This is a genomic window from Brevundimonas sp. FV1ye7S, assembly GCF_058680995.1.
Genome location: NZ_CM178726.1, coordinates 339,084 through 365,237, shown reverse-complemented (window position 1 = coordinate 365,237; position 26,154 = coordinate 339,084). Strand labels below are relative to the sequence as shown.

25 protein-coding genes are annotated in these 26,154 nt (G+C 68.0%); 14 read left to right on the top strand and 11 right to left on the bottom strand.

Going from position 1 to position 26,154, the window contains the following annotated elements:
- Position 1: 1 nt before the first annotated feature.
- Entirely contained in the window at positions 2-829 is an 828-nt protein-coding gene (locus tag ACW18C_RS01705; RefSeq protein ID WP_492072455.1) for a hypothetical protein, read from the bottom strand.
- Positions 830-922: 93 nt separating this feature from the next.
- Here ACW18C_RS01705 and ACW18C_RS01700 point away from each other — a divergent pair, with 93 nt between their 5' ends.
- From ACW18C_RS01700 to ACW18C_RS01690, 3 genes are all read left to right on the top strand, one after another.
- Entirely contained in the window at positions 923-1,234 is a 312-nt protein-coding gene (locus ACW18C_RS01700; protein ID WP_492072453.1) for an energy transducer TonB, read from the top strand.
- Positions 1,235-1,284: 50 nt separating this feature from the next.
- Positions 1,285-2,331 (top strand): GTPase ObgE, encoded by a 1,047-nt coding sequence (gene obgE / locus ACW18C_RS01695; protein WP_492072451.1) that lies wholly within the window; start codon positions 1,285-1,287, stop codon positions 2,329-2,331.
- Between the two features lie 163 nt (positions 2,332-2,494).
- On the top strand, positions 2,495-3,430 hold the full coding sequence (locus tag ACW18C_RS01690; protein ID WP_492072449.1) for a hypothetical protein: 936 nt from the start codon (positions 2,495-2,497) through the stop codon (positions 3,428-3,430).
- A gap of 14 nt (positions 3,431-3,444) precedes the next feature.
- On the opposite strand, the gene ACW18C_RS01685 is transcribed toward ACW18C_RS01690, so the two are convergent.
- Positions 3,445-4,605, bottom strand: a complete 1,161-nt coding sequence (locus ACW18C_RS01685) for a kynureninase/PvdN C-terminal domain-containing protein (protein WP_492072447.1) — start codon at positions 4,603-4,605, stop codon at positions 3,445-3,447.
- A 37-nt stretch (positions 4,606-4,642) separates the two neighbouring features.
- Positions 4,643-6,301 carry a GNAT family N-acetyltransferase gene (locus tag ACW18C_RS01680; protein ID WP_492072445.1) on the bottom strand — a complete coding sequence of 553 codons (1,659 nt, stop codon included), beginning with the start codon at positions 6,299-6,301 and terminating at the stop codon, positions 4,643-4,645.
- Positions 6,302-6,456: 155 nt separating this feature from the next.
- Between ACW18C_RS01680 and ACW18C_RS01675 the strand changes: the two genes are divergently transcribed.
- Positions 6,457-7,002 (top strand): hypothetical protein, encoded by a 546-nt coding sequence (locus ACW18C_RS01675; RefSeq protein ID WP_035309927.1) that lies wholly within the window; start codon positions 6,457-6,459, stop codon positions 7,000-7,002.
- A 105-nt stretch (positions 7,003-7,107) separates the two neighbouring features.
- Positions 7,108-7,488 (top strand): hypothetical protein, encoded by a 381-nt coding sequence (locus ACW18C_RS01670; RefSeq protein WP_492072443.1) that lies wholly within the window; start codon positions 7,108-7,110, stop codon positions 7,486-7,488.
- A gap of 72 nt (positions 7,489-7,560) precedes the next feature.
- Here ACW18C_RS01670 and ACW18C_RS01665 read toward each other — a convergent pair whose 3' ends face one another.
- On the bottom strand, positions 7,561-7,803 hold the full coding sequence (locus ACW18C_RS01665; protein WP_008258823.1) for a GlsB/YeaQ/YmgE family stress response membrane protein: 243 nt from the start codon (positions 7,801-7,803) through the stop codon (positions 7,561-7,563).
- Positions 7,804-7,994: 191 nt separating this feature from the next.
- Between ACW18C_RS01665 and ACW18C_RS01660 the strand changes: the two genes are divergently transcribed.
- The 4 genes from ACW18C_RS01660 to ACW18C_RS01645 all read left to right on the top strand — a co-directional run bounded on the left by ACW18C_RS01660 (position 7,995) and on the right by ACW18C_RS01645 (position 12,442).
- Positions 7,995-8,387 carry a helix-turn-helix transcriptional regulator gene (locus ACW18C_RS01660; RefSeq protein WP_035309925.1) on the top strand — a complete coding sequence of 131 codons (393 nt, stop codon included), beginning with the start codon at positions 7,995-7,997 and terminating at the stop codon, positions 8,385-8,387.
- 65 nt (positions 8,388-8,452) lie between these two features.
- Positions 8,453-9,238, top strand: coding sequence for a histidinol-phosphatase (gene hisN, locus ACW18C_RS01655; protein WP_492072440.1), 786 nt, complete (start codon positions 8,453-8,455; stop codon positions 9,236-9,238).
- A 127-nt stretch (positions 9,239-9,365) separates the two neighbouring features.
- Positions 9,366-11,111, top strand: a complete 1,746-nt coding sequence (locus ACW18C_RS01650) for a transferrin-binding protein-like solute binding protein (protein WP_492072438.1) — start codon at positions 9,366-9,368, stop codon at positions 11,109-11,111.
- 41 nt (positions 11,112-11,152) lie between these two features.
- Positions 11,153-12,442, top strand: a complete 1,290-nt coding sequence (locus tag ACW18C_RS01645; RefSeq protein WP_492072436.1) for a surface lipoprotein assembly modifier — start codon at positions 11,153-11,155, stop codon at positions 12,440-12,442.
- Positions 12,443-12,478: 36 nt separating this feature from the next.
- On the opposite strand, the gene ACW18C_RS01640 is transcribed toward ACW18C_RS01645, so the two are convergent.
- From ACW18C_RS01640 to ACW18C_RS01630, 3 genes are all read right to left on the bottom strand, one after another.
- Positions 12,479-13,531, bottom strand: coding sequence for an alpha/beta fold hydrolase (locus ACW18C_RS01640; RefSeq protein WP_492072434.1), 1,053 nt, complete (start codon positions 13,529-13,531; stop codon positions 12,479-12,481).
- Positions 13,528-14,439, bottom strand: a complete 912-nt coding sequence (locus ACW18C_RS01635) for a class I SAM-dependent methyltransferase (protein ID WP_492072432.1) — start codon at positions 14,437-14,439, stop codon at positions 13,528-13,530. The genes ACW18C_RS01640 and ACW18C_RS01635 overlap by 4 nt, the downstream gene beginning before the upstream one ends.
- A gap of 90 nt (positions 14,440-14,529) precedes the next feature.
- Positions 14,530-15,348, bottom strand: coding sequence for a class I SAM-dependent methyltransferase (locus ACW18C_RS01630; RefSeq protein ID WP_492072430.1), 819 nt, complete (start codon positions 15,346-15,348; stop codon positions 14,530-14,532).
- 256 nt (positions 15,349-15,604) lie between these two features.
- Between ACW18C_RS01630 and ACW18C_RS01625 the strand changes: the two genes are divergently transcribed.
- Positions 15,605-16,087, top strand: coding sequence for an Hsp20 family protein (locus ACW18C_RS01625; protein ID WP_035308211.1), 483 nt, complete (start codon positions 15,605-15,607; stop codon positions 16,085-16,087).
- 52 nt (positions 16,088-16,139) lie between these two features.
- Here ACW18C_RS01625 and ACW18C_RS01620 read toward each other — a convergent pair whose 3' ends face one another.
- Together ACW18C_RS01620 and ACW18C_RS01615 are read right to left on the bottom strand one after the other, a co-directional pair.
- Complete coding sequence (locus tag ACW18C_RS01620) at positions 16,140-16,628, bottom strand: RNA pyrophosphohydrolase (RefSeq protein WP_492072428.1); 489 nt, start codon at positions 16,626-16,628, stop codon at positions 16,140-16,142.
- A gap of 107 nt (positions 16,629-16,735) precedes the next feature.
- The gene (locus ACW18C_RS01615) at positions 16,736-17,926 is read right to left on the bottom strand and encodes a divergent polysaccharide deacetylase family protein (protein WP_292149452.1); all 1,191 of its coding nucleotides are present in this window, start codon (positions 17,924-17,926) and stop codon (positions 16,736-16,738) included.
- 171 nt (positions 17,927-18,097) lie between these two features.
- On the opposite strand from ACW18C_RS01615, the gene ppc reads away from it, so the two are divergent.
- Both ppc and ACW18C_RS01605 read left to right on the top strand, forming a co-directional pair.
- Entirely contained in the window at positions 18,098-20,797 is a 2,700-nt protein-coding gene (ppc, locus tag ACW18C_RS01610; RefSeq protein WP_492072426.1) for a phosphoenolpyruvate carboxylase, read from the top strand.
- A 139-nt stretch (positions 20,798-20,936) separates the two neighbouring features.
- Positions 20,937-21,275, top strand: coding sequence for a UrcA family protein (locus ACW18C_RS01605; RefSeq protein WP_035308186.1), 339 nt, complete (start codon positions 20,937-20,939; stop codon positions 21,273-21,275).
- A gap of 48 nt (positions 21,276-21,323) precedes the next feature.
- On the opposite strand, the gene ACW18C_RS01600 is transcribed toward ACW18C_RS01605, so the two are convergent.
- Positions 21,324-22,289 (bottom strand): magnesium and cobalt transport protein CorA, encoded by a 966-nt coding sequence (locus ACW18C_RS01600; RefSeq protein WP_492072424.1) that lies wholly within the window; start codon positions 22,287-22,289, stop codon positions 21,324-21,326.
- Positions 22,290-22,537: 248 nt separating this feature from the next.
- Between ACW18C_RS01600 and ACW18C_RS01595 the strand changes: the two genes are divergently transcribed.
- Positions 22,538-22,819, top strand: coding sequence for a UrcA family protein (locus ACW18C_RS01595; protein ID WP_008259287.1), 282 nt, complete (start codon positions 22,538-22,540; stop codon positions 22,817-22,819).
- Between the two features lie 70 nt (positions 22,820-22,889).
- On the opposite strand, the gene ACW18C_RS01590 is transcribed toward ACW18C_RS01595, so the two are convergent.
- Positions 22,890-25,073 (bottom strand): M3 family metallopeptidase, encoded by a 2,184-nt coding sequence (locus tag ACW18C_RS01590; RefSeq protein WP_492072422.1) that lies wholly within the window; start codon positions 25,071-25,073, stop codon positions 22,890-22,892.
- Between the two features lie 128 nt (positions 25,074-25,201).
- Between ACW18C_RS01590 and ACW18C_RS01585 the strand changes: the two genes are divergently transcribed.
- The gene (locus ACW18C_RS01585) at positions 25,202-26,059 is read left to right on the top strand and encodes a glutamate racemase (RefSeq protein ID WP_492072420.1); all 858 of its coding nucleotides are present in this window, start codon (positions 25,202-25,204) and stop codon (positions 26,057-26,059) included.
- The last annotated feature ends 95 nt before the right edge of the window (positions 26,060-26,154 follow it).

Below are 26,154 nucleotides of genomic sequence, written 5' to 3'. Positions count from 1 at the left end.
TCTAGACCGTCAGGGAGACCCCGGCCGCGCCCAGATCGCGGCCGGCGCTCTCGATCGCCCGCACGGCCTCGGCTGCAGCCTGCGCCGCCTGGTCGGCGTGCTGGCGCAGGGCGGGGTCGGTCTCGGCCTGGTGCTGCGCCCGCTTCGCCATGCTCTTGATCTGGCTCGCCAGATTGCGGGCGTCGGACAGGAAGTCGCGGTCCTCCTGCTGCGCCGCCCCGCGTCGTGACTGCTCAGCGACGCGCGCCTGGGCTTCCGCCGCCATGCGCCGATACGGATTGTCTTCAGACTTGGTGGTTTCGGGATTTTTCTCGCCCTCGCCCTCGCCCTTGGGCGCCGCAGCATCCTCATTCGCGGGCGGGGCGGGAGGCTCCGCCGCGATGGGCGTCTCCGTGGACGCGGTCTCGGTCGCACCGACGCTGGGGTCCGCCGCCGGCGCCGCATTGGAGGCCGCCGAAGAACCGGCGTCGGCGCCGCCGATCTCCACCGACGCGCCGCCCGATCCGCCGTACATTTTGACTGCGGACTTCAGTTCCTTCGCCAACTGGGCCAGCAGTTTGGGATCGGCCGAGCCGCTCATCTGCAACATGCGGATGCGGGCCTTGATCTGTTCGATCTTCTGCTTGGCGGCCGCCTTGCGCTGTTCCTGGGCGTCCTTAGCGGCGGCGGTGTTGCGCTGCTTCAACGTTTCGACGGCGGAGCGCGCATCGCGCAGCCTGGCCTCGGCGCGCTCCTGCGCCTGTTTTTCGCGCTGGACCCGGCCCTCGGCCAGGACGCTGGTCATGGATGTCGCGCTGGACACGTTCATGACCGAGAATCTCGTCTGCAACGCTTAACGCTCCATGAACGGCACAGCTCGGCTAGGAAGCAGACAGTAAAATCGGGGGTTGCGACGACAGGCGTGGTCATCTAGCTCTGAAACATGACCCTGTTCGCTCTTCTGGCCGCCCTGACGACCGCCCAGGCCACGGCTTCAGCGCCGCCCGTGGTTTGGGAAACTCCGCCCCGCATTGAAATGCCCGCCAAGGCGCTTGAGACGGGCGTGAAATCCGGCGTCGTGGTTCTCCGGTGCGACGTCACGGCCAACGGCATCCCCACGAATTGCCTGATCGTGTCCGAGACGCCGGTCGGCCAGGGTTTCGGCCGCGAAGCCCTGCGCGGGGTCAGGACTGGCCGGGCTCAATCCGGTCAGGCAGGGATGCGCGAAATCACCCTGACGTTCGAGACACGCTGAACCGAAGGTCACGCCTGTAATTCGCCGTCGTCTTGCGGCATAAGCCCGCGATGAAGTTCCTCGACCAGGCCAAGATCTATATCCGCTCCGGCAACGGCGGCGCGGGCTCCGTGTCGTTTCGACGCGAGAAATTCATTCCCAACGGCGGCCCCGACGGCGGCGACGGCGGCAAGGGCGGCGACGTCTGGATCGAGGCGGTCGATGGGCTGAACACCCTGATCGACTATCGCTACCAGCAGCATTTCAAGGCCCAGACCGGCCACCACGGCCAGGGTCGCCAGATGCACGGCGGCAAGGGCGACGACGTGCATCTGAAGGTGCCGGTCGGCACCCAGGTGCTGGACGAGGACAAGGAGACCGTGCTCCTGGACATGGACACGCCCGGCAAGATCGAACTACTGCTGAAGGGCGGCAACGGCGGCTGGGGCAATGTGCGTTTCAAGGGGCCGACCAACCAGGCGCCGACCTACGCCAACCCCGGCCAGGATGGTCAGGAACGGTGGATCTGGCTGCGGCTGAAGCTGATCGCCGACATCGGCCTGGCGGGTCTGCCCAATGCGGGCAAGTCCACCTTCCTGTCTGCGGCCAGCGCGGCCAAGCCCAAGATCGCCGACTATCCCTTCACCACCCTGGCGCCGAACCTGGGGATGGTGGACCTGTCGCCGTCCGAGCGGTTCGTCATCGCCGACATTCCCGGTCTGATCGAGGGGGCCAGCGAGGGCGCGGGCCTGGGCACGCGTTTCCTGGGCCATGTCGAGCGCTCGGCCAGCCTGATCCACCTGATCGACGGCACCCAGGACGACGTGGCCGCCGCCTACCGGATCATCCGGGGCGAGCTGGAAGCCTATGGCGAAGGTCTGGCCGAAAAGGCCGAGATCCTGGCCCTGAACAAGATCGACGCCCTGACGCCCGAGGCGCGCGAGGAGAAGGCGGCCGAGCTGGAGGCCGTCGCCGGTCGTCGGCCCATGCTGGTCTCCGGCGTGTCGGGCGAAGGCGTGGCGGCCCTGCTGCGCGCCGCCTGGGCCGAGGTGAAGAAGACCCGCGGCGCCCTGGCGGGCGAAAGCGACGTCGACCAGACCTCGGGCTGGCAGCCTTGAAATCCCCCGCCCATCCCCGGCGCGGGCCGGGATGGGCGGGTGTGGCGTGCGAACGTCACCTGCGGATTTCGCCGGGGAAAACGGCACGGCGAATGAGCGGACAACGGATTTCGGTGCTATGCGTTAACCCGTGCCAACGGTGAAGCTGGAGCACTCCTCCCCCATGCGTCGATTCCTCATTTGGTCCGCCCTGGCCGCCCTGATCGGCCTGATCCTGGCGGGGCTCGGCTACTGGGCCTACTGGAACTTCTATTCGCGGTTCCAGCCGGTCACGATCAGCCGCAACCAGGCCCAGATCCAGCAACTTCTCGACGAGGCCTCCTGGGTGTCGGGCGGCGGCGGGGGCGAACCCCTCTATATCGTCGGCTATCGCGATAGCGCGTCGGCCCAGCGCTATGAGCAGGAGGAGGTCGCCAAACTTCAGGCCGCAGGGGTCGAGCCGCGCGTCATCCTGTTCGCTCGCGCCGACCGCGAGGGCCTGGCCCAGTCCACCGCCGCCGAACGAGCCACGATCGCGGAACTGTGGCTGACCCGCGACTGGTCCCTGTACCAACGCTGGACGGCGACGCCCGCGCGGAACTGGACCGCCGCCGGCATCCCCCAGGCGGACGGCAATCTGGCCCGCTCGGCCGTGGTGGACGCCAGCCGCCAGTTCGACGAACGCCTGACCGCCCTGCTCAGCGACGCCGGGGTGCACATCACCTATCCGTTGATCCTGTGGCGTGACCGCGACGGCTTCCTGAAGGCCTGCGGTTGCGCCGACAGCCGGTCCTGGGCCTTCATCCGCGACGATCTGAACGCGCCCGACCGCGTGGGTCAGGCGACGCCGGTCGACGAGCTCCCGGCGGCGGAAGCCTATCCGGGCGACGGAAGTCCGGCCGAAGCGGGCCAGACCCCGGCCATGCCCTATCCGGCCCTGCCGGCGATCCCGCCTGCGAACGGCCAAACGCCCAACGGCCAAACGCCCAGCGGCCAATCACCCAGCGGCCAATCGCCGAACACGCCGCCGAACGCCGGGGCGCCGCGCCAAACCCCGCCGGCGACGACGCCCCGCGCCGCGCCCCAGGCCAAGAAGCAGGACGACACCACCTTCTTCTAGGGGAGGCTGAAACCCTACAGGGCGCGGCAGGCCGCGATCAGCCGATCCACGTCAGCGGCGTCCTGATACAGGCCGAAGCCGAACCGGATCACGTCGTCGCGCACGTCGGTCACCACGCCGGCCGCCAGCAGGTCCGCCCGCCAGGCCGGAGCGTCGTCGTGGCGCAGGGCCAGGAAACGGGCGCGGGCGTCGTCGCCCTGGACCGGGTTCAGCATCTCGGCTGCGCCGACCGCTCCGGCCTCTCCGGCCTGAAGCGCCGCCTGGAATTGCATCGCCAGAGCCCGACTGTGGTCCGCCACGTCCGCCGTGGTCAGCCCGGCTTCTCTCAACATCCGGCGCACGGCGTTGAACCGGTACAGGGCCGAACTGTCGAAGGTCGCGCCCCAGAACCGGCCGCCGTCCGAGCGATACTGGACCCCGCCCGGCGGGCCGGACAGATCCCCGAACTCGGCGAACCAGCCGGTGACCACCGGCCGGGGCGCAAAGCCGTCGGGGGCGTGCAGGAAACAGGCCCCCTCGCCCGCCATGGCGTATTTATAGCCGCCGCCGACATAGAAGACCCGGTCCGCCACGGCCGACAGATCCGTCGGGGTCGCCATGAAGCCGTGATAGCCGTCGATCAGGACCCACGGGCCCTCGGGCCGGGCCAGGGCGGCCAGGGCCTCGATCCCGTCGAACAGGCCGCCGGTGCGGAAGAAGATCTGGCTGACCAGGATCCAGTCGTGACCGCCCGCTGCGGCCGCCGCGACGAACCGCTCGGCGAAGGTGTCGAAGGGCGCCAGCGGCACGCGGGTGACCACGGCCTGACCCGCCTCCTCCCAGCGCTCGGCCTGGCGCCGGAACGAGTGGAACTCGCCGTCCGTGGACAGTATCCGCACCGGCTGGGTCTCGAAGGCCGAAAAGACCCGCAGCAGCAGGTCATGGGTGTTGGGCGAAAACACCACGCTGTCCGGCGAGGCCAGGCTCAGTTCGCGCGCCACCTCGGCCTGGGCCTGGGGGACGATCTCGTCGAAGATCAGGTCCCATTTGCGGTCGGCGTGCCGATTGGCGTCAAGCCAGGCCTGTTGCTGGGCATCGAAACTGACGTCGGGCCACAGGTGATGGCTGTGGGCGGCGAAATGCAGGCGCTCCGGCGCAAGGGCCAGGGCGCGGGAAAAGAGGGGCTTGAACGACATGGGCGCACCATGACCGCTTCGGCGCCGCCCGTCGATATTAGCGGCCCTTGCGCAGGCCCAACATGCCCAGCCAGCCGCCGCTGGTCAGCAGGGCCACGTCCAGCAGGGCCAGGGGCAGGGGGGTGGATACGGGCGCAGCGATGAACCGGGCCTTCCAGTCCGGCGCGAACTTGGCCTTGTAGCTGCGCAGACCCTGGAAGCCGTAGAGGGCGCCGCCCTCCTCGAACACCAGGGCGCCGACGCGGGCGAAGACGGGGGCGACGCGACGATCCTCCAGCCCGGCTAGGGGCGCCATGCCCAGGTCGAAGGTGGCGATCCCCTCGGCCTTGGCCCACTGGACGCAGCGGATGAACAGATAGTCCATCACCCCATGCGGCGCTTCGGGCGTATAGCGCATCAGGTCCACCGCCGCCTCGCCCGGCGTGACCAGCAGATTGGCGAAGGCCACGATCCGCTCGCCCTCGCGCACCACCGCCAACGGCGTCAGGTTCAGATAGTCGATGTCGAACCGGCCGAGGGAGAAGGACTTCTCCGCCCCGTTGTGCAGGCTCATCCAGGCGTCCGATATCGCCTTCAGCTCGGGCTCCAGCGCCCTGGCGGCGCCGGCCGGCAGGATGTCGAAACTGGCCCCCTCGCGTTCGGCCCGGTTCACGGCCGTGCGCAGGTTCTGTTTGCTCTTGCCCTCCAGGGCGAAGGCCTCTGTGCGGATCACGGCCGTCTCGCCGACCTTGCGCATGGCCAGGCCCATGGTCGCCAGTTCGCTGAGGATGTCGTCCCCGACCGAATAGAAGACCGCCGCCCCGCCGTAGCTGTCGGCCAGTTCGGCGAAGGCCCACAACAGCTCCTGACGTTCCTCCAGGGCGCCCGCCGGCTCGCCCATGGCGATCCAGCGCCGGCCCCGCACCCGATAGGCCAGGAAGCTGCGGCCCGAGGGGCTGAACAACAGGGCCTTGTCGCCCAGCATGGCCAGCCAGGCCTCAGGCGTGGCCTCTTCCGCCGCCTCCAGGGCGATGCGGGCGCGTTCGATCTGGTCCTTCGAGGCCGGACCGTGACTGTCGGCGCCCGGCGAACTGAGCAGGGAGCGTCCTGCGACCAGCAGGGTCAGCAGGGACAGGACCAGACCCGCCCGCAGGAAGCCCGAGGCCTGGCGATCCACCAGGAACCGCCACCACAACTCGTCCGAATAGGCCACGTCGCGATAGGCGAAGAAGCCCAGCCACAGCATCGACCCCACCACCGCGATCAGCAGCAGCAGCCAGCCGGGCCTCAGGGGCTCGCTGAGACGCGAGCGGCGGTTGAAGGCCGTGCGACACGGCGCCAGCAGGGCGGCGACGAGCGCCAGATCGACGGACTCTTCCCAGTCCAGCCCCTTCAGAACCGAGAAGACCGCCCCGACGGCCAGCACCGCCAGGGCCGCCCAATAGGCGCCGCGGCGCCGTCGCCACAGACCGGCCGACAGCAGGATCAGCATGAATCCGGCGATGCTGGCCACGAAATGGGACAGGTCGATCAGGATCGGCGACACGACGCCGGTGAGTTGCCGCAACCGGTCATCGAACTCGGGCGTCACCGCCGAAATGAGCATCAACGCCCCGGCGCAGAAGGCCACCACGGCGAAAACCTGAGGGGTCAGCTCATAGGCGAGACCCAACAGCCTGCGCAGCAGGCCGGGGACATAGGCGTTCCGGCGATTCACGCGGCCTCCTGCCGATTCGACGCAATGCCGCACCTTAGACCAGGAATCGTCCAACCGGGGCAGGTTCAGGGTCATTTTGGGGCCGACGAAACAATCCGTAACATGGTGGGTTTGGTGATTGCGGGCGCCGGGCCCGTGCAACCGGATGTTCTCCCATGAACTTCAAGACCGCCATTCTGAGCAGCGCCGCCGCCGCCTTCCTGATCGCCTCGCCCGCCCTGGCGCAGGAAATCGCTCCCGCGGCCCCCGCAACCCAAGACGCCCCCGCTCAGCCCAGCCTGTCGCTGACGCCCGGCACTTCGGTGCACGGTCCCGACGGCGAACTGGGCAAGCTTGAAGGCGTTCAGAACAACGCCTCAGGCGCCCAGGAACTGACAGTTCGCGGCGCCGACGGCCAGCTTCGCGCCGTGCCGCTGAACGGCATCCGCCAGGACGGCGCCAATGTGGTGGTGGCCTATACCAAGACCGAGTACGACGCCGCCGCCCCGATCGCTGGCGCGCCGCCGCCTCCGTCCGCCGCAACGGCGCCCGCCCCCGCCGCCGATCCTTCGGCCATGCCCGCCGAGCCTGCCGCGCCGATGACGGCCGAACCGGCACCGACTGGGCCGATCCCCACGGAACCCACCACGACCGAGCCTGCCGATCCGTCGGGCAGCAGCGACCCGATGGCCCCGCCGACCGGCGACCAGCCCCAGCGCTGATCCATGACCGCCTGGGCTCGAGCCTGAGCCACAGACGTCGAGAAGGCGGCCGGGACATCCCGGCCGCCTTTTCCATTGTCACCTGACAGGAAGGACCGTTCCACGATGCGTTTCGCAACCCTCGCGGCCCTGGCGGCTGCAGCCGTCCTGGCCCAAACCGCGTGGGCCCAAACCGCGTCGACTCAGGTTGAGGGTCAGGACAAAGCGCCGCCCTCGCGCCATGTCGATACGCCTGCCGAAGCCCCTGCCCGCTCGGAAGACGCCCCCGCCGAGGTCGCCGTCGGCGCAACGGCGCGGGGATCGAGCGGAGAGGCGCTGGGCCAGGTCGTGGGCGTCAGTCGGGGGTCGGGCGGCCGTATCGACGGCTATCTGATCCGTCTGCCCGACGGATCGACCCGCCTGCTGCCCGCCGACGCCGCCAAGGTGCAGGGCGGCGTCCTGATCGCCGCGCAGGGCGACTTCCGTCCCGCCCCCGCGGCGCAATAAGCCGGTCGAAACATACAAAAAGGGCGGCTCTCGCGAGCCGCCCTTTCGTTCATTCTCAGTCCAGAGGGACGATCAAGCGCGACGCTTGACCAGACCCAGAAGGAACAGAAGGATGATGGCGCCGATGGTGGCGACGATGGTCGAACCGATCCAGCCGCCCCAGGCGAAGCCCAGCGCATTGGCGACGAAGCCGCCGATCAGGGCGCCGATGACGCCGACGATCAGATTGGTGATCAGGCCGTGGTTGCGGCCCATGATCTGTTCCGCGAGCCAGCCCGCGACGATGCCGATGATGATCCAGGCGATAATGCCCATGGTGTAGGTTCCTTCCTGTGAAGCCAAGCTGGGGAGTAAATGCACGCGGCCGGATTGGGTTGCGATCACGACATGCAGAGTTCGATGAGCCGCGAAACTCGCCCCTGACGCGACCTGCGGCACGCGGATTGCGGCGTGGCGGGCGAACCGTCCCGTGTCGGGACAGGTCTTCAGATAAGGCATTGAGGGTCATGGCCACCGACATCGATCTCCACCTGGGCCGCCGCCTGCGTCGCCGCCGCCGCCTGCTGGGCCTGACCCAGCAGCAGTTGGCCGTTCAGGTCGGCATCCGCTTCCAGCAGATCCAGAAATACGAATGCGGCGCCAACCGCATCTCGGCCGCCCGTCTGTGGCAACTGGCCGAGGCGCTGGAGACGCCGGTCAGCTATTTCTACGACGGCGTGACCGAGGCGCTGGAGCGCAAGGACGCGGCGCCGGGAACGTCCGCCGGAGGGGGCGAGATGTTCTCGCGCAAGGAGACGCTGGACCTGATCCAGGCCTACTACCAGCTGGGCGAACGCCCGCGCCGACGCCTGCTGGACCTGGCCAAGTCCCTGCACGACGTCAACGACGCCGTCGCCTGAACGAATAGGGCGCAGGCGTTGCGGCCGGGGTTCTCTGCACGGGGCGATCCGCGCTAAGAGCGCCCATGATCGAATTCGAATCCTTCGCCGTTGAACTGGCGCACGAGGCCGCGCGCGTCACCCTGCCCTTCTTCCGCTCGGGGATCGGGCATGAGGACAAGGGCGGGGCGGCGGGCTTCGACCCCGTCACCGAGGGGGACAAACAGGCCGAGGCCGCGATCCGCCGCCTGATCGCCGCCCGCTATCCCGACCACGGCGTGATCGGCGAGGAATACGGCGAGGACCGGCCGGACGCCGAGCACGTCTGGGTTCTGGATCCCATCGACGGGACGCGGGCCTTCATCTCGGGCCTGCCGCTGTGGACCACCCTGATCGCCCTGCGCGTCGCCGAAAAGCCGACTGTGGGCCTGATCGCCCAGCCCTATCTGGACGAGATCTTCATCGGCGGCCCGTCCGGCGCCCGCCTGTTGCGCGGCGCGACCGAGCGGCCCCTGGCCGTGCGGGCCTGCGAACACCTGACCGACGCCGTCATCTCGACCACCGACCCCGACATCTTCAACGGCGCCGAACGGGGCGCCTGGACCCAGGTCCGCGCCGCCGCCCGCCTGGCCCGCCTGGGCTGCGACGCCTATGCCTACGCCATGGTGGCGGCGGGCCAGATGGACCTGGTCGCCGAGGCCAGCCTGAAATCCTGGGACTGGTCCGCCCTGGTTCCGGTGATCGAGGCCGCCGGCGGTCGGGTCGTCAACTGGCGCGGCGATGCGCCGGACGGCAGCGGGCAGATATTGGCGGTCGGGGATGAGCGGCTGATCGATCAGGCGCTGGTGACGCTGAAACGCGCGGCGGGGTAGCAGCGGAAGCCAATCTGGCGAAGGCGCGTGACCCGGCCCATTATGGAGACTTGCCGTCTACCCGCAGTTGTGGATTGACCCGGCGGGACGCCCCCCGCTAAATGCCGGGCAGCGTATGGGGGATGGTATGCGTCTTATTCGAACCGGGTTGATCGCCTTGGCGGCGACGACTTTGACAGCCTGTGGCGGCGGAGGCGGCGGCAGCGGCGGAGGAGTGGTCACTCCCCCTGTTGCCCCCACAAACAGCAACATCGCCGCCTTGACGGTCAACCAGACCTTCACCGGACCGGCCGCAACAGCCAATAACGAGTTCAATCTGACCTCGGGCACCACGGTAAACAGCAGCGGCGCAGCCGACACCCTGTCGGTCTCATATGACGCCTCCGCCAAGAGCTACACGGTCTCAGTCGCCGGCCGAACCCAGACTTTTGCGCCGGGCGACGTGACCGCTACCGCAACTGGCGAAACCCGCTTTCAGAAGGACGGCGCCGCCGGCAAGGATCGCCTTACGCTGTTGACGACGCCGTATTCGAGCCAGACCAGCAATCGATATGTGGGTATGGGGATCTGGCAACGGTCGAACACGGTCGGCAACCGGCAGAACGATCAGTTCGCAACCTTCGTCTACGGCCTGAATACGCCAGCCGCCGCCATGCCGCGGGCGGGACGGGCGAACTTCGCCATCGACGTCTTCGGCATGTCGTCTGTGCCTGGATTTGAGCCCAGCGCCCTTCAGGGCCGCGGCAATTTCGACGTGGATTTCATGGCGGGCGTCTTCTCGACCCAGACCTATTTGACCGAGACGGGGCTTATAACGGACTCTGGCGTGAGCGGCGGCGGCATAGAGCTGATCGGCGCCGGCACTCTGTCCAGCACCGAGCCCAGATTTTCGGGCAATGTGACGGCAGGCAGCCGTAACGCCAAGCTGACGGGGTCTCTGTCGGGCCTGTTCTACGGACCGGGCGCCGAGGAAATCGGGGCCAGTTTCAGCGCGGCGAACAGCTACGGGGCGTCATTTACAGGCAGCTTCACCGGACAGCGGGGTACAGGCCCGGCGGTCAACCTGACCCTGACCGACATGGTCACCTCCCAGCTATTTTACGTGTCGGGGATTAGCTTGGAGGTCTACCCGGTCCAAGGTTTTAACTACCAAGTTCGGACCTCGCGATTGATCGGCCAGCTTCAAGACCGCACCAGTGGCAATTTTTCGTACGGGCCTGGCAGTTCGGACATGGCGGGCGGTGAATTCACCGTCAATTCAATCGTCAGCTCCTCTGACCCCAATTTCACGACATATAAAAAGACTTTTGGTGATCGGGAGGTGCGACTGGAGCTGTTTAAGATCGGCGCCGCCAACACCCAGCTAGCGTTGACCTATTCGACCTTGGGACGCTGGCAGAGCGCAGCACCTTTCGGGGTGGGATCGAAGAGCCAGTATCATCATTTCGTGTATGGCCTTGAAACGCCGGAGCGTCTGCTGACCACTCGGACCGGATCGGCGCGGTACGAGGGCGTCGCGTACGGCGCGGGCGCAAATGCGGTCAGCGGCGTAGAGTACGACGTTCGCGGGACGTCGGTTTTCAACGTCGATTTTAGCGGGCAGACCTATTCGGGGGATTTGACCCTGAACGGTCGCAGTAGCGTAGGTACGGTCGATTTCGGACGGTATGACTTCGCAGGCCGTTTGAGCAGCACGGGCAAAACCAGTTCTGCGAACCTCACCTACGGTGGGGCCGCCGCCGGCGACATCATCACGCGCTTCTACGGGCCGACCGGCGAAGAGATCGGCGGCGACTTTGAGATCTTCGTGCCAGGGAGCGTTCAGTCTGGGCAAACTCGGATCAGCGGAGTAACGATCGCACGTCGTCGGTGACCCCGCGCAATATGCCGCGCGCTTGGCGGCAAACCTTGCTCGTGGCGATCAGCACAGTGCTGGTCGCAACGCCGCTACGCGCCCAGGACGTCGTCGAAGGGCTTTCAGCCGCTCAGGTCTTCGAATTCGCGGAGACGCGACGCCAGGCCGGCGCCGTGGCGGACGCCGTCGCCGCCTATGACGCCCTTGCTCAGGACGCCGACGCCGACATCCGCGCCGAGGCGCGATACCGCAAGGGGCTGATGCTGGCGGACCTGGGACGCTACGCAGAAGCCGCCTTGGCGTTCCGAGCCCTGCTCAACGAAAAGCCGGACGCCCTGGCCGCGCGGCTTGAACTGGCGCGGATGCTTGCGGCCCTGGGCCTTGAGAATGAAGCGCGCAGAGAGTTGAGGCAGGCTCAGGCCGCCGGGATCCCGCCAGACGCGGCGCCGATGGTCCAGCAATTCGCCGCCGCCTTGCGGTCCCCACAGAGGTTCGGTGGCTCGGTCGAATGGAGCCTTGCGCCGGACAGCAATATCAATCGCGCCACACAGGCTCGCACGCTCGACACCATCATCGCCCCGCTCACCCTGTCAGATGACGCACGGGCCCAGTCCGGCCTGGGAGTAAGAACAGCAGGACAGGGCTTCGCCAAACTGCCCTTGAGCCCGAGCCTGTCGTTGCTTCCGCGCGTGGCCGGGCTGGCCAACCTCTATGGCGATGACCGCTTCAATGATGTGTCGGCGTCCGCCTTGATCGGAATCGAATGGCGAGGCCGCAAGGATCGCTTCAGTCCGTCCATCGGAGAGACCCGGCGGTGGTTCGGCGGCGAAGCCTATGCCCGAACGCGCACGGTGGCTGTGGACTGGGTCCGGATGATTGACGCAAAATCCCAGATTGTGACCTCGGCCAGCGCCGGCGCCGCCACATATGATCAGAACGCGCTCCAGGACGGCTGGCTCTATGACGCCTCGGTCGCCTATGAGCGCGCCATCACCTCAGCCTCGGGTCTGACCCTCAGCGCCTCGGCGACACGCCAGACCGCAGAGGATCCAGGCTATGCGACATGGGCCGGAGGAATCACGGTCGGTGGGTGGCGGGACATGCGCTGGGGGACAGTCTTTGTCTCGACCGGTCTTAGGCGCACAGTCGGCGATGCTCGACTTTTCCTATTTCCCGAGCGCCGTGAAGAGTGGTTGGTTACAGCAAAGGCCGGCGTGACGTTCCGAACGCTGACCGTCGCCAAGCTGACGCCGGTTGTTCGAGCGACGTTCGAAGAGAACGACTCCACGGTCGGGATTTACGACTACAGCCGCAAAGCCATGGAGATCGGCTTCACGCGGGCCTTCTAGACGCCAAATTCAATCCCGACCGCAGAGCACCGAGTTCTAGGCCACCGACGGCGTCTCTTCCGTCACGTCCTCGATCCTGGCCGACGGATCAACGGGGGACAGATCGGGGATCGGCGAGACATAGTCGGCCATGGCGTCGAACTCGTCCAGGAAGACGGCGCGCTTGTCGTCGGCCTCCATGATCACCTCGTGCAGGGCGCCGGGGACCTCGACATAGCGGCCGCGGCCCAGGCGTTTGGCGGCCCAGCGGTTGGTCTGTTTCCACACCACGTCGTCATTGTCGGCCTGGACGATGGCGACCGGTATCTTGACCGCTTTCAGGGCCTTGGGCTTCAGCGCCCGCTCGCCGGCGTCCAGGGCGAAGGCCAGCCAGCCGTAGGTGGGGCCGCCGATGGCCAGGTGGGGGCAGGCGTACAGCTGCTGGCGCCACATCTCGTAGCGCGCCTCGTCCGAAGTCAGGGCGTCCTCGGCGAAGGTGTGGTCGAACGGATCATCCGGGTCGCCCAGGATATAGTCGCCCGCGTGGCCGTGGCGGATGTTCCAGCGCACCGCCAGCTTGACCGACCACATCGACCGTTTGCCGGTCTTGATGCGCAGCATCGGGCTGGACAGGACCGCCCCCGAGAACCGGCTCTCGCCGGCTTCCAGCGACAACAGGTTCAGGCAGGCGCCCATCGAATGGCCGACCATGACCCAGGGCTTGGGGCACTGGTCCTCGAAGGCGTCCAGCAGCCGGCCGTAGTCGTCCAGAAACTCTTCCACCGCGCGGGCGTGGCCCTTCAGGCGGTCGGGCAGGAGCCGCGCCGACAGACCCTGGCCGCGCCAGTCGTGGGCCAGGACGCACCAGCCGCGCGCCAGGAAATTGCCGATGACCTCGAAATATTTCTCGATCGGTTCGGTGCGGCCGGGGCTGAGCACCACCGTGCCGCGCGGCTTTTCGGCGGTCAGGTGCGACGGCGTCCACAGGGCGGCGCGCAGCCGCATGCCGCCGGCCCCACGGTACCAGTCGCCCTTGCCGCCCGGCGGCGAGGACGCGCCTGGAACCCCCATCAGGGGGGCGTTGGCGGCGAAGGCTTGGGCGCGGTTCACTCGGGTTTCCTGAATTTCAAGGTCATGCGGTCGCTCTCGCCGATCTCCTCGTATTTGGATCGGTCGAAGGCGGGGTCGGCGGGGTCGCCGCGGGGGGCGGTCAGGCGGGTCGGCGGCAGGGTGTCGACGCCGAACGGATGATCCTTGGTGTCCTTCTCGTTGGCGTTGACCTCGGAGGCGGCGACGAAGACGAAGCCCGCCTCTGCAGCCAGCTGTCGGACGAAGGCCTCCTGGACATAGCCGTTGGCCGCCACCGGATCCTGGTCCTCTTCCGGGGCCAGACGGTGCTGTTCGACGCCCAGGACGCCGCCAGGCTTCAGGGCGGCGAAGGCGTCGGAGAAGGCCTTTTCGGCGATCCCGGCCGCCATCCAGCCGTGCAGGGTGCGCATGAACAGGCACAGGTCGGCCGTGCCCGCCGGAGCCACCGGGCCGGAGGCGGCGCCGAAGGTGGTGAACTGGGGCTCGCCATACAGTTTCTTGTCGGCGCTGAACCGGGTCTGGAAGGCGGCGTTCAGGGCGGCCTGGGCCGGATCGGCGGTCGGACCTTCGGGGAACAGGGCGGCGACATAGGTCCCCTGGCCCCGCGTCAGATAGGGGGCCAGGATTTCGGTATACCAGCCGCTGCCGGGCCAGAATTCGACCACCGTCATGCGCGGTTGCAGCCCGAAGAAGCGCAGGGTCTCCATCGGATGGCGGAAGGCGTCGCGGGGCCGGTCCTGGGCGCGCCACGGCCCGGCGACGGCCCATTCCAGCGATCCTTCGGGCGGACCGGCGGGGGCGGGCGGCGCCTCGGGGGCCTCATCCTTCTTGGGGCCGCAGCCGGCCACGGCGATCAGGGCCAGAGCCGCGGCGCCGGACAACAGGAACCGGCGCGACGGGTCGCTAGAAATCGCAGAAAGAGCAGCCATCAAAACACCCCCTCGGAACGCCGGGCCCCGTGTCCGGCAAACCTTGGTCGAACGGGCATAAGCAGGTTCGTGGCGCGGGTCAAAACCCGACTATTCCGGTTTGCGCAAACGCAGGGTCATGCGGTCGCTTTCGCCGACCGCATCGAAGGTCGCGCGCTGATCGGGGGTCAGGGCGGCCGAGCCGTCGCGGGCCTGGGACTGGCGCACCGGCGGCAGGGTCCAGACGCCGAACGGGTGGTCGTGGTCGTCCCTGGGATTGGCGTTCAGCTCGCTGCGGGCCTCCAGGACGAAGCCGGCGTCCTGGGCTTCGTGGATCACATAGCTTTCGGGCACATAGCCGGTCGAGGCGACGTCGGCGACGTTCAGGCCTTCGGCGCTGCGGTGCTGTTCGACCGCCAGGATCCCGCCGGGCTTCAGGGCGGCGTAGAAGGCCTTCAGATAGGGCTGGGTGCGGCCGTCGCGCGACCAGTTGTGGAAGGCGCGGGCCACCAGGATGAAGTCGGCCGAGCCGGCCTCGACCCCCATGCCCTCGAGCGGGCGACCGACCCCGACATAGCGACCGCCGGTCGCCGCCGCATAGGGCTCCAGGATATGCCGCCACCAGCTGGCGCCGCCCGGCTCGATCTCGACCACCGTCATGCCCGGCGTCAGGCCCCAGAAGGTCAGGGCCTCATAGGGGTGACGGGCGGCGTCGCGGGCCCGGTCGGCGGCGGGACGGGTCTGGGCGGCGACGGCGGCCTTCAGCGCCGTATCCTCCTCGAAGGTCGGCATGGCGCTGGACAGGGCCGAGCGCGGCGGCGTCCAGGCGCCTTCGGTCTGGGCGGGCGGCGGCGCCGGAGATTGGGCGGCGGCCATCGTCGGGGCGACGGTCGACAGCAGGGCGGAGAGGCCGAGGGCGGCGAGACGCATGGGCGTGTTCCTTGATCCGGTTCGCCCCTCCTTACGGAGCATCGCGGCCGGCGCAAATGACGATCCCGAGACGCCGACGATTTGCCGCGTATTCCACCCCCTTGACGCTGGTTCGCCGCATCCCATTTCAGTGTCCGAGAGCGCCGGTTCCGGGCTCCCAGACCGACGGCGCCGATTTCGGGTCGCCGGGCTGAACCCCAACCGTCCGGGCAAACCGCCGGGCGGCTCAACCTTGCTGATCCTCAGGAGGATGCTGATGCGTACCTATGATTTCACCCCGCTTTACCGTTCGGCCGTCGGTTTCGACCGTCTGGCCAATCTGCTGGAGACCGCCGCGCGGACCAGCCAGGACGGCGGCTATCCGCCCTACAACATCGAGACCACGGGCGAGAACGCCTATCGCATCGAGATCGCCGTCGCCGGATTCTCCCCCGACGAGCTGAATATCGAGGTGAAGGAAAACCTGCTGACCGTGACCGGCCGCAAGACCGCCAACGACGACGCCGAGGCGCAGAAGACCTATCTGCACCGCGGCCTGGCCGAGCGCGATTTCGAGCGCCGCTTCCAGCTGGCCGACTATGTGGTCGTGAGCGAGGCCAATCTGGTCAACGGCCTGCTGTCGATTTCGCTGAAGCGCGAACTGCCGGAAGCGCTCAAGCCCCGCCGCATCGAGATCGGCGCCGGCCAGCCCCTGATCGAAGGCAAGGCCCAGACCAAGGTGGAAGACAAGGCGGCCTGATCCGCCTTCGGACCCGAGACTATGGAAGGGCGGCGTTCGCGCCGCCCTTTTTCTATGCCGACTTTTGGGTCGCCAGATGCGCGAAGGCGGCGACCACCTGTTCATAGGCCGGGCGTTTGAACGGCACGATCAGGTCGCAGGCCTCGGACAGGGTGCCCCAGCGCCAGGCGTCGAACTCGATCTCGTCGTCGGCTTGCAGGTCGATTTCGCCGTCCTGTCCGGTGAAGCGGAAGGCGAACCACTGCTGGCGCTGACCCACGAAACCGCGCCAGGCCTTGGGGTTGTTCATCGCCTCGGGCGGGAAGTCGTACAGGATCCAGTCGTCGGTCCGCGCCAGGAATTCGACCGAGGTCACCCCCGTCTCCTCGCGCAGTTCGCGCAGGGCGGCGGCCAGCAGATCCTCGCCCTCGTCCACCCCGCCCTGCGGAAACTGCCAGTTATGCGGGCCGGGCGTGGCGTGGCGCCGTCCGTACCATACCTGGCCGTCGGCGTTGAACAGCACGACCCCGACATTGGGGCGGTAGAGGGTGAGGTCGGTCATCGAGTGGCGAGTGGCGCGTGGCGAGTGGCGAGGCCGCGCGGCCACATCGACGCGCTTAGCCGGCGAGAGTCCTCACTCGCCACTCGCCACGCGCCACTCGCCACTTCTCAGCGCCCCGGCCGCAGGGTCATCGCAGACGCCGGGGCCAATTGCAGACCGCGCTGTTCCAGACCGGCGGTCCAGCGAGCGGCGGCCTCGACCGTCACCGGATAGGAGAAGCCGGTCCCCAGGGCCGAGCCGCGCAGCTTGGCCTGGGCTTCCAGACTGTTCAGGGCGGCGATGATGGCGGCGGGGGACTGGGTCTGGTCGATGACCTTGTCGGCGCTGGCGCGGGCCCAGGCGCCGGGACGGCGCTGGAACGAACCGTCATCCAGGAAGGCGATCCCGCGCTGGCGCAGGGTCGACAGGAAGGCGCTCATCCCCGTGTCCGAGGTGGCGAACCGGTCGCCCAGATAGTTGGTGACGCCGAAATAGCCGACAGCGCGGCCCAGCAGCCAGTCCATCTTGGCCTGGACGTCGTCCGGGGTTCCGCTGGCCAGCAGCGTATAGGGGCCGGGGTCGTTGTCGGGATAGCCGGTGGGCTCCATCGGCATTTCCAGCATGACTTCGTGGCCCTGGGCGCGGGCCTGGTCGATCCAGGACTGGAGATTGTCGGCATAGGGCACGAAGCTGAGCGTCACCTCGGGGGGCAGGCGTTCGATGGCCGCGCGGGTGGTGACGGCGTTCAGCCCCAGGCCGCCGACGATCAGGGCCACGCGCGGCTTGCCGTTCGAGCGGAAGGGCCGGGCATAGGCCTGAGCCGGAACGCGGCCGTCGGGCGCGATCATCGGCAGGGGGCCGCTGGGACCGGGTTGCGACAGGCCGGCGATCGGGGCCTTGGCCAGCGGAGACGCCGCCTGGACGGGGGCGCTATAGCTGGCCCCGCCCGCGACGGTGGCCCCGTCCGGCAGGGTGATCACCGCCTCGCCGCCTGCGGCGCCGCTGGGATCCCCGGTTCCGGTCAGGTCCTGATACAGGCCCATGGCCCCCATGGAGAAGGCCTCGAACCCGGTCGGGGCCGGGGCGGGCGCGGCCTCTTCACGATGCAGGGCGATCCGGGCTGAAGGCGTGCCGGCGCGCGGGTCGCCGAGGACGGTCAGAAACAGGGCCGTCGCGGACAGCAGGAAGAGGCCGGAAAGCCCCGCGATCACCGGCGGCTTCTTCAGCGCGGCGACGACAGGTTTCAGGCTCGGCTTTCCACGCGCCGCGGGCGGAGAACCGGCGGCGGCGGCGAGGGCGGACTGGCGTTTGGCGAACATGGACACGGGGCGGAATCCTTCACGCCCAGTCTTGCATCGCGCCGGTTAAGAAACCCTAACGGCGGGTTCACCATGACCTTTCCTATCGCGACCTGTCATGGAACGTGCGTTGACGGCGGCGTTTCGGCTCTTTCACATGCCGGTCTCCCCGCTGCCGACTAGGACATGCCGATGATGACCCCCGCCGCCGACGACGCCCTGCGTGAAGAAGTCCGACTGCTGGGCGGCATTCTGGGCGAGGTCATTCGTCAGGAAGGCGGCCAGGATCTGTTCGATCATGTCGAGGCGGTGCGCCAGGCCTCGGTCGCCTATCACCGCGACCCGGCCTCGCATCCGGCCAAGCGGCTGGAGAAGCTGTTGACCGCCATGACGGTGGATCAGGCCGCCGGCCTGGCCCACGGCTTCGCCCTGTTCTCCCTGCTGGCCAATATCGCCGAGGATCGCGCCACCCGTCGTCGCGCCCAGGGCCAGGTCGTGGCCGGCGCCCGTCCCGATACGCCCGAAGGCGCCCTGCAACGGCTGGCCGAACAGAAGGTGGACAAGGCGGCGGTGCGCGCCCTGCTGGACGAGGCCCTGGTCTCGCCGGTCCTGACCGCCCACCCGTCCGAGGTGCGGCGCAAGAGCGTCATCGACCGGATCGCCGCCGTCAGCGACATGCTGGACGCCTGCGACAAGGCCGGCGACGCCTGTTCAGCCGCCCAGATCAACCAACCCCTGCGCCGCCAGATCGTCATCCTGTGGGCCACGCGTCTGGTCCGCACCCAGGGACTGGTGGTGCAGGACGAGATCGACACCGTCGTCTCCTTCCTGGACCGCATCTTCCTGCGCGTCGCGCCGAAGCAGTTGTCGGCCTGGCGGCGCCTGCTGGACGCCCCGGACCTTCAGCCCTTCATGCGGGTCGGCACCTGGGTCGGCGGCGATCGGGACGGCAATCCGAACGTTGACGGCGCCGTGCTGGCCGCCGCCTTCCGCACCCAGTCCCGCGCCGTCCTGGGCTATTACCTGGAAGAGGTTCACGCCCTGGGCGCCGAGCTCAGTCTGGCGGCCGAACTGGCCCAGGTCTCGCCGGAACTGGCCGTCCTGGCGGACGCCGCCCACGACCCGTCCCCCCATCGCGCCGACGAACCCTATCGACGCGCCCTGACCGGCGTCTACGGCCGCCTGGCCGCCACCTATGAGGCGCGGGGCGGAACCCCGCCGCCCCGTCGCGCCGTTGTCGCCGCCGAGCCCTACCCCGGCCCCGACGCCTTCGAGGCCGATCTGAAGATCATGCGCGACAGCCTGGTGGCGTATAATGGCGAGGTCTTCGCCGACGACCGGCTCAGCGACCTGGTCACCGCCGTCGAGATCTTCGGCTTTCACATGGCGACCCTGGACCTGCGCCAGAACTCGGACGTCCACGAACGGGTCGTCGCCGACCTGCTGAAGACGGCCGGGGTCTGCGCCGACTATTCCGGCCTGGACGAAGAGGGGCGGCTTGCGGTGCTGGCCGCAGAACTGGCCTCGCCGCGCCTGTTGTTCAGCCCCTATGCCGAGTATGCGGCTGAAACCCTGAAGGAGCGCGGCATTCTTCAGGCCGCCGCCGAGGCCCTGGCCGCCTTCGGCCCCCAGGCGATCCGCACCCATATCGTGTCCAAGACCGACGCGGCCTCGGACCTGCTGGAGGTCTATCTGCTGCTCAAGGAGGTCGGCCTTTATCACCCCGAGGATCCCGCCGCCTGCCCGATCCAGGCCGCCCCCCTGTTCGAGACCATCGAAGACCTGCGCGCCTCGCGTCCGACGCTGGAGCGCCTGCTGAAGGAGCCGTCCGCCCTGGCCGTCGCCAAGGCGCGCGGCGTTCAGGAAGTGATGATCGGCTATTCGGACTCCAACAAGGACGGCTCGTATCTGACGTCCGGCTGGGAGCTGCACGAGGCCTCGCGCGCCCTGGTCGAGGTGACCAAGGCCGCCGGCCTGAAGCTGCAGCTGTTCCACGGGCGCGGCGGCACGGTCGGGCGCGGCGGGGGTTCGTCCTTCGCCGGGGTGCTGGCCCAGCCGGAAGGCACGGTTCAGGGCCGGATCCGCACCACCGAACAGGGCGAGGTCATCGCCAACAAGTACGGCGAGCCCGAGATCGCCCTGCGCAACCTCGACGCCCTGACCTGCGGCGCCGTCCTGGCCTCGCTGGACCATGGCAAGGATCACGTGTTCACCGCCGACCACGGCGCCACCCTGTCGGACCTGTCCGCCCGGTCGATGGCCGCCTATCGCAAGCTGGTCTATGAGACCGACGGCTTCGTCGACTATTACCGCGCCGCCACCCCCATCGCCGAGATCGCCGACCTGAAGATCGGCTCGCGCCCGTCATCGCGCACCGCCTCGACCCGGATCGAGGATCTGCGCGCCATTCCCTGGGTGTTCAGCTGGTCGCAGAGCCGGGTCATGCTGCCCGGCTGGTTCGGTTTCGGTTCGGCCGTCCAGGGCCAGGACATGGCCGAACTGAAGGCCATGGCCGAGGTCTGGCCCTTCTTCCGCACCCTGGTCCAGAACATGGAAATGGTCATGGCCAAGTCGGACATGACGGTCGCCCGCCGTTACGCCACCCTGGTGCCCGATCCGGCGCTGGCGGCGCGCATCTATGGCGAGATCCGCGACGAGTGGCAGAGAACCCACGACGCCGTCCTGGCCATCACCGGCCATGACAGGCTGCTGGGCGGCCAACCCGAGCTGGATCGGCTGATCCGGTTGCGGATGCCCTATGTCGAGCCGCTGAACCATGTGCAGATCGAACTGATCCGCCGCCGCCGCGCTGGGGATGAAGACCCCCGTGTTCGCGAGGGGATTCTGCTGGCGATCAACGGCGTGGCGGCGGGGCTGCGCAACAGCGGCTGATTACAGCCGCAACCATGACGACGATTTAATCCGCCTGTCTTGGATCGGCGGCTGAACCCTCATTGAGCTGTTACACAACACGCGTATTGCGCCTTCGTCGCCGTTTCGAGCGATTATCTTTCTCTTTAGGAGCAAAGCGATGAAGGTTCTCTCCCCCGTTCTCTTCGCCGTCGCCGTCCTGTCCGTGTCCCCCGCCCTGGCCCAAAGCGATGACGCGCGGATCGCCTTCCGCGATCTGGACCTGTCCTCGGCCGCCGGCGCCGCCGCCTTCGACGGCCGCATCGACCAGGCCGCCGCAGACCTGTGCCGCAACTTCACCGTTACGGGCAGCCGGATCGTTCGCAGCCACGCCTGCCGCTCGGCCGTTCGCGCCGAGGCGATGCGCCAACTGCCGCGTTCGCGCCAGGTCGACTACGCCCGCGCCCCGCGCGACGCCCGTCAGGTCGCCCAGGTCGTCGGCCTGTTCGCCAACAGCTGATCCAAGACCGGCGAAGGGCGCCCGTCGCCCTTCGCCGCATCGGCCGGCCTACAGCCACTTCGTGCGTTTGAAGGTGATGTAGAGGCCGACGCAGACCGCGACGATCAGACCCATCACGACCGCATAGCCGTAACGCCAGTGCAGTTCCGGCATGAACTCGAAATTCATCCCATAGATGCCGGCGATCGCGGTGGGCACGGCCAGCAGCGCCGCCCATGAGGCCAGCTTGCGGGTGATCACCCCCTGCCGCTGCTGCTCCAGCAGATTGGCGACCTCGAACACCGATGCCAGGATGTCCGTCAGCCCGTTCAACCGGCTGTTCACCCGACGCACATGGTCGGCGATGTCGCGGAAATAGGGTCGGATGTCCGGGTCGATACAGGGCAGGTCCAGCGACTGCAGCCGACCCGCCACCTCCTCCATCGGCCCCAGGATGCGCCGGAACTTCAGCAGTTCGCGGCGTAGGGTGAACAGGCGGCGGATCTCGCGCCGCGACAGGAAGGCCTCCAGCGCGCGCTGCTCCAGCTCCAGCACGCTGTCCTCGGCTCCGTCGACGATCGGCACATAGGCGTCGGCGATGAAGTCCAGCACCCCGTGCAGGACGAAGTCGGGACCGGCGCGAAGCTGTTCGGGGGAGGCCTCCAGCTGGGCGCGCAGGGCCGTGTGCGACCGGGCCGAGCCGTGGCGAATGCTGATGACGTGGTCCGTGCCGACGAAGACGTGGGTCTCGCCATAGCTGATCGTATCGTCCACCTTTTCGGCGGTGCGGGCGACGACGAACAGTTCGTGGCCATAGACCTCGACCTTGGGCATCTGGTGGGCCGACAGGGCGTCTTCCACCGCCAGGGGGTGAAGGTGGAACCGCTTCACCAGGACATCGAACTCGGCGTCGGTCGGCTCGTGCAGGCCGATCCAGACGAATTCGCCGGGTTTCATCGTCAGGCCTTTTTCCGTCAGGGGCGCCGCCCGTACGCGCTGTCCCTCTCGATATACACAGGAGGCGACGACGGACATGGAATCTCCCGAAAACGGATGCGTTGCTAACGCCTTAGTGCAGGACGGCGCGTGACGAAATGCGCTCAACGCGCGAGGCGCCTCGCATCGACGGCCCCAGCGGGGACGTTCGCCTGTCCGAAATGTCATGACGCCGAATTATGAATCAGCCGTGTTTCCGCCGCGGAAGCTTCGCCGTTTGGATGCGGTTCTGCGCCACCCTTCCCTGCCCCAGCCGATAGAGGGGCGGGAAAAAAGGAAACAGGATCATGTTCAGGATTGTCTCTCTAACGGCCGCCGCCGTCCTGGCCGCAAGCGCCGCCTCCGCATCCGACCTTCGCATCTCCTATGGGGATCTGGACCTGGCCACCCGCGACGGCGCGGCGCGGCTGGACACCCGCATTCGTCAGGTGGCCGACCAACTGTGCGCAAACCGCACGCCCCTCGAACGCCTCGCCTGCCGCGCAGGCGTGCGCGACGAAGCCCTGTCGAACCTGCCCGCGCACGCCCGGACCGAATACGCCCGGGGCAGCCGCTCCTTTGAAGCCTGAACGCAGGACGCCGCCGGACCGATCGTCCGACGGCGTCCCCGTTATAGGCTTTCGCCCCAAGCCTGCCCGATCAGGACACCGGGAAGCCGCGGACCTTCAGCAGGGCCGCCACGTCCGGGTCGCGACTGCGGAAGGCGCGGTAGGCTTCGGCGCGGTCGGTGGTGTTGCCCGGGGCCAGCATGATCGACTTGAAGCGACCGGCGATGTCCGGATTGAAGACGTCGCCCGACTCCTCGAAATAGGCCCAGGTGTCGGCGTCCATCGTCTCGGACCACAGGTAGCTGTAGTAGCCGGCCGAATAGGCGTCGGACGTGAACAGGTGATTGAACTGCGGCAGGCGGTGCCGCATCACGATCTCCCTGGGCATGCCGATGCGCGCCAGGCTGGCCTTCTCGAAGGCGTCGATATCGGTCGGCGGCGTGGCCTGGGTGTGCAGGTCCATGTCGACGATGGCCGAGGACAGATAGCTGACGGTCGCATAACCCTGGTTGAAGGTCGACGAGGCCTGGATCTTGTCGACCAGGGCCTGGGGCATGGCCTCGCCCGTCTGATAGTGTTTCAGATAGCCGTCCAGGATCGGCCGGCTCAGCACCCAGTGCTCGTGCACCTGCGACGGATATTCGACGAAGTCGCGCGGCGTATTGCCAAACGACGGATAGGTCACGTTCGACGAGAAGTAATGCAGGGTGTGGCCGAACTCGTGGAACAGGGTCTCGGCGTCGTCCAGCGAGATCAGCACCGGCTCGCCGGGCTCGGGCTTGGTGAAGTTGTTGTTGTTCGAGCCCAGGATCACCTTCGATCCGTCCAGCGTCGAGAAGGACCGGTAGGTGGTCATCCAGGCGCCCGAACGCTTGCCCGGACGGGCGTAGTCGTCGGTGTAGTAGAGGCCGATCAGCTTGCCGGTGGCCTTGTCGTGCAGTTCATAGACCTCGACGTCCGGCTCGAAGGTCGGGACCGAACCCTTGGGCAGTTTGGTGAACTTGAAGCCGTACAGACGTTCGGCCATGGCGAAGGAGCCGGCGCGAACCGCGTTCAGTTCGAAATACGGCTTCAGCTGGTTCTGATCCAGGTCGTACTTGGCCTTGCGGACCTTCTCGGCGAAGTAGAGGTAGTCCCAGGGCTCGATGTCGAAGCTGGCGATCGCCTTCATGTCGGCGACCTCTTCGGCGACGCGCGCCTTGGCCGGCGCCCAGACGCGGTCCATCAGGCTCTGCGCATTGGCTGGGGTCTTGGCCATGGTGTCCTGCATGCGCAGTTCGGCATGGTTGCGATAGCCCAGCAGCTTGGCCCGCTGGTCGCGCAGCTTCACGATCTCGGCGATGGTCGCATTGGTGTCGTTGGCGTCGCCGTTGTCGCCGCGGTTGACGAACTTCTTCCAGACCTGCTCGCGCAGGGCCCGGTCGTCGGCGAAGGTCAGGAAGGGGTCCACGGCCGAACGGGTGTTCAGAATGGCCCAACCCTGCAGATTGCGGCTGCGTGCGGCCGAGGCGGCGGCGGCCTTGTTCGAGGCGGGCAGGCCGGCCAGACCGGCTTCGTTCGGGATCAGGGTCCAGGCGTTCTCATCGGCCACCACCTTCTGGCCGAAACGGGTGAAGGCGTTGGACAGGGCGGTGTTGATCCGGCCCAGCTCGGCCTTGCCGGCCGCGTCCAGATTCGCGCCCGAACGGATGAAGGCGTCGCGACGACGCTCGGCCAGACGCTTCTGCTGGGCGCTCAGGCCCATGGCGTCGGCGTTGTCGGCGACGGTCTTGACGCGCTGGAACAGGGCCGCGTTGAAGGTGATCTCGTCCGAGGCCGCCGACAGGATGGGCGACAGTTCGGTGTCGACCGCGTCATAGGCCTCGCCGCCGATGTTGGAGGTCATGACGCCATAGAGGTTGGACGCCCGGTCCAGCGGCTCGCCGGCCAGCTCCAGCGCCGCCATGGTGTTGGCGAAGGTGGGGGCTTCGGGATTGTTGGCGATGGCGGCGATGTCGGCGCGTTGCATCTCGATGCCTTCCAGCATGGCCTCGCGCAGCTTGGCCGGGGTCACCTTGTCGAACGGCGGCAGGCCGTCATACGAACCGGTCCACGGCTGCAGCAGTTCGGCCTTGGGCGTCGCGGCCGGCAGGACGGCGCGGGCGATGCGGCCTTCTTCAGCCAGGTCCATGGCGGTCGGCGCGCCGGCGGCGGGCGTAGCGCCGGATCCGGTGGAGGCGCAGGCCGAGAGGGCCATCAGGCTGCCGCCCGCGATGAGAAGCTGGCGTCTGTGCATGGAATGCTCCGTGGAAAAATCATGTCGGGGTCACACTTAGGCGCACCGGACCGGATCGTCACCTGCCCCGCCCCTTAAAGGCCCGTAATCTTGTTGGATCGATCGTCGCACTGTTCTAAAGCGCGGTCATGGCTATTGGCGTATTCGACTCCGGCGTGGGCGGCCTGACCGTCCACCGTGAACTGACCCGACGCTTTCCCCAGCGGGACTTCGTCTATCTGGCCGACCAGGCCCACGCCCCCTATGGCGGGCGCGGCGGCGAGGACATCGTCGAACTGACCAGGGCGGGGTGCGAGCGGCTGTTCGACGCCGGCGCCTCGGTCGTGGTCCTGGCCTGCAACACCGCCAGCGCCATCGCCCTGCGCCGTCTGCAGCAGACCTGGATCCCCGGCCTGCGCGAACGTCTGGGCCGTCCGGTCAATGTGCTGGGCATCATCGTGCCGACCATCGAGGCCGCCACCGGCAAGCCCTGGAGCTTCGAGGCGGAGCGCGCCGCAGAAGGGGATAAAGTCGAGGCGATCGCTGTCACCGGCGTCTTCTGCACCGCCGCCACCGCCATCAGCCGCGTCTTCGAAATCGAGATCGACAAGCGGCGCGAGGACATCGCCGTCTTCTCCGAACCCTGCCCCGGCCTGGCGGGCCTGATCGAGCTGGGCGCCCCGCGCGAGGAGCTGAAGGTGGTGGTGGACGACCACGTCGACGCCCTACGCCGCCGCATCGGCCGCCACCCGGACAAGGCCATCCTGGGCTGCACCCACTATGAGATCATCGCCGAACTGTTCGCCTCGGCCCTGCCGGCGGCCACGGTGCTGATCAATCAGCCGACAGCCGTGGCCGATGCGCTGGAGCGGTATTTCGCGCGGCACCCCGAATTCGAACTGGGCGACAGCGGCCGCCGCGACTTCCTGACGACGGGCCAGGCCGGTCCGCAGTCGGAGATGGTGTCGCAGTTCTGGGGCGCGCCGCTGGCGTTCGCCCAAGCGTAGGGGCGGACACGGCGCCGACGCGGTGCTCCGCCACCGCACGTCATCCTAGGCCTTGTGCCTAGGATCCATACTCCCGGTGTCGGACTATGAGGCGC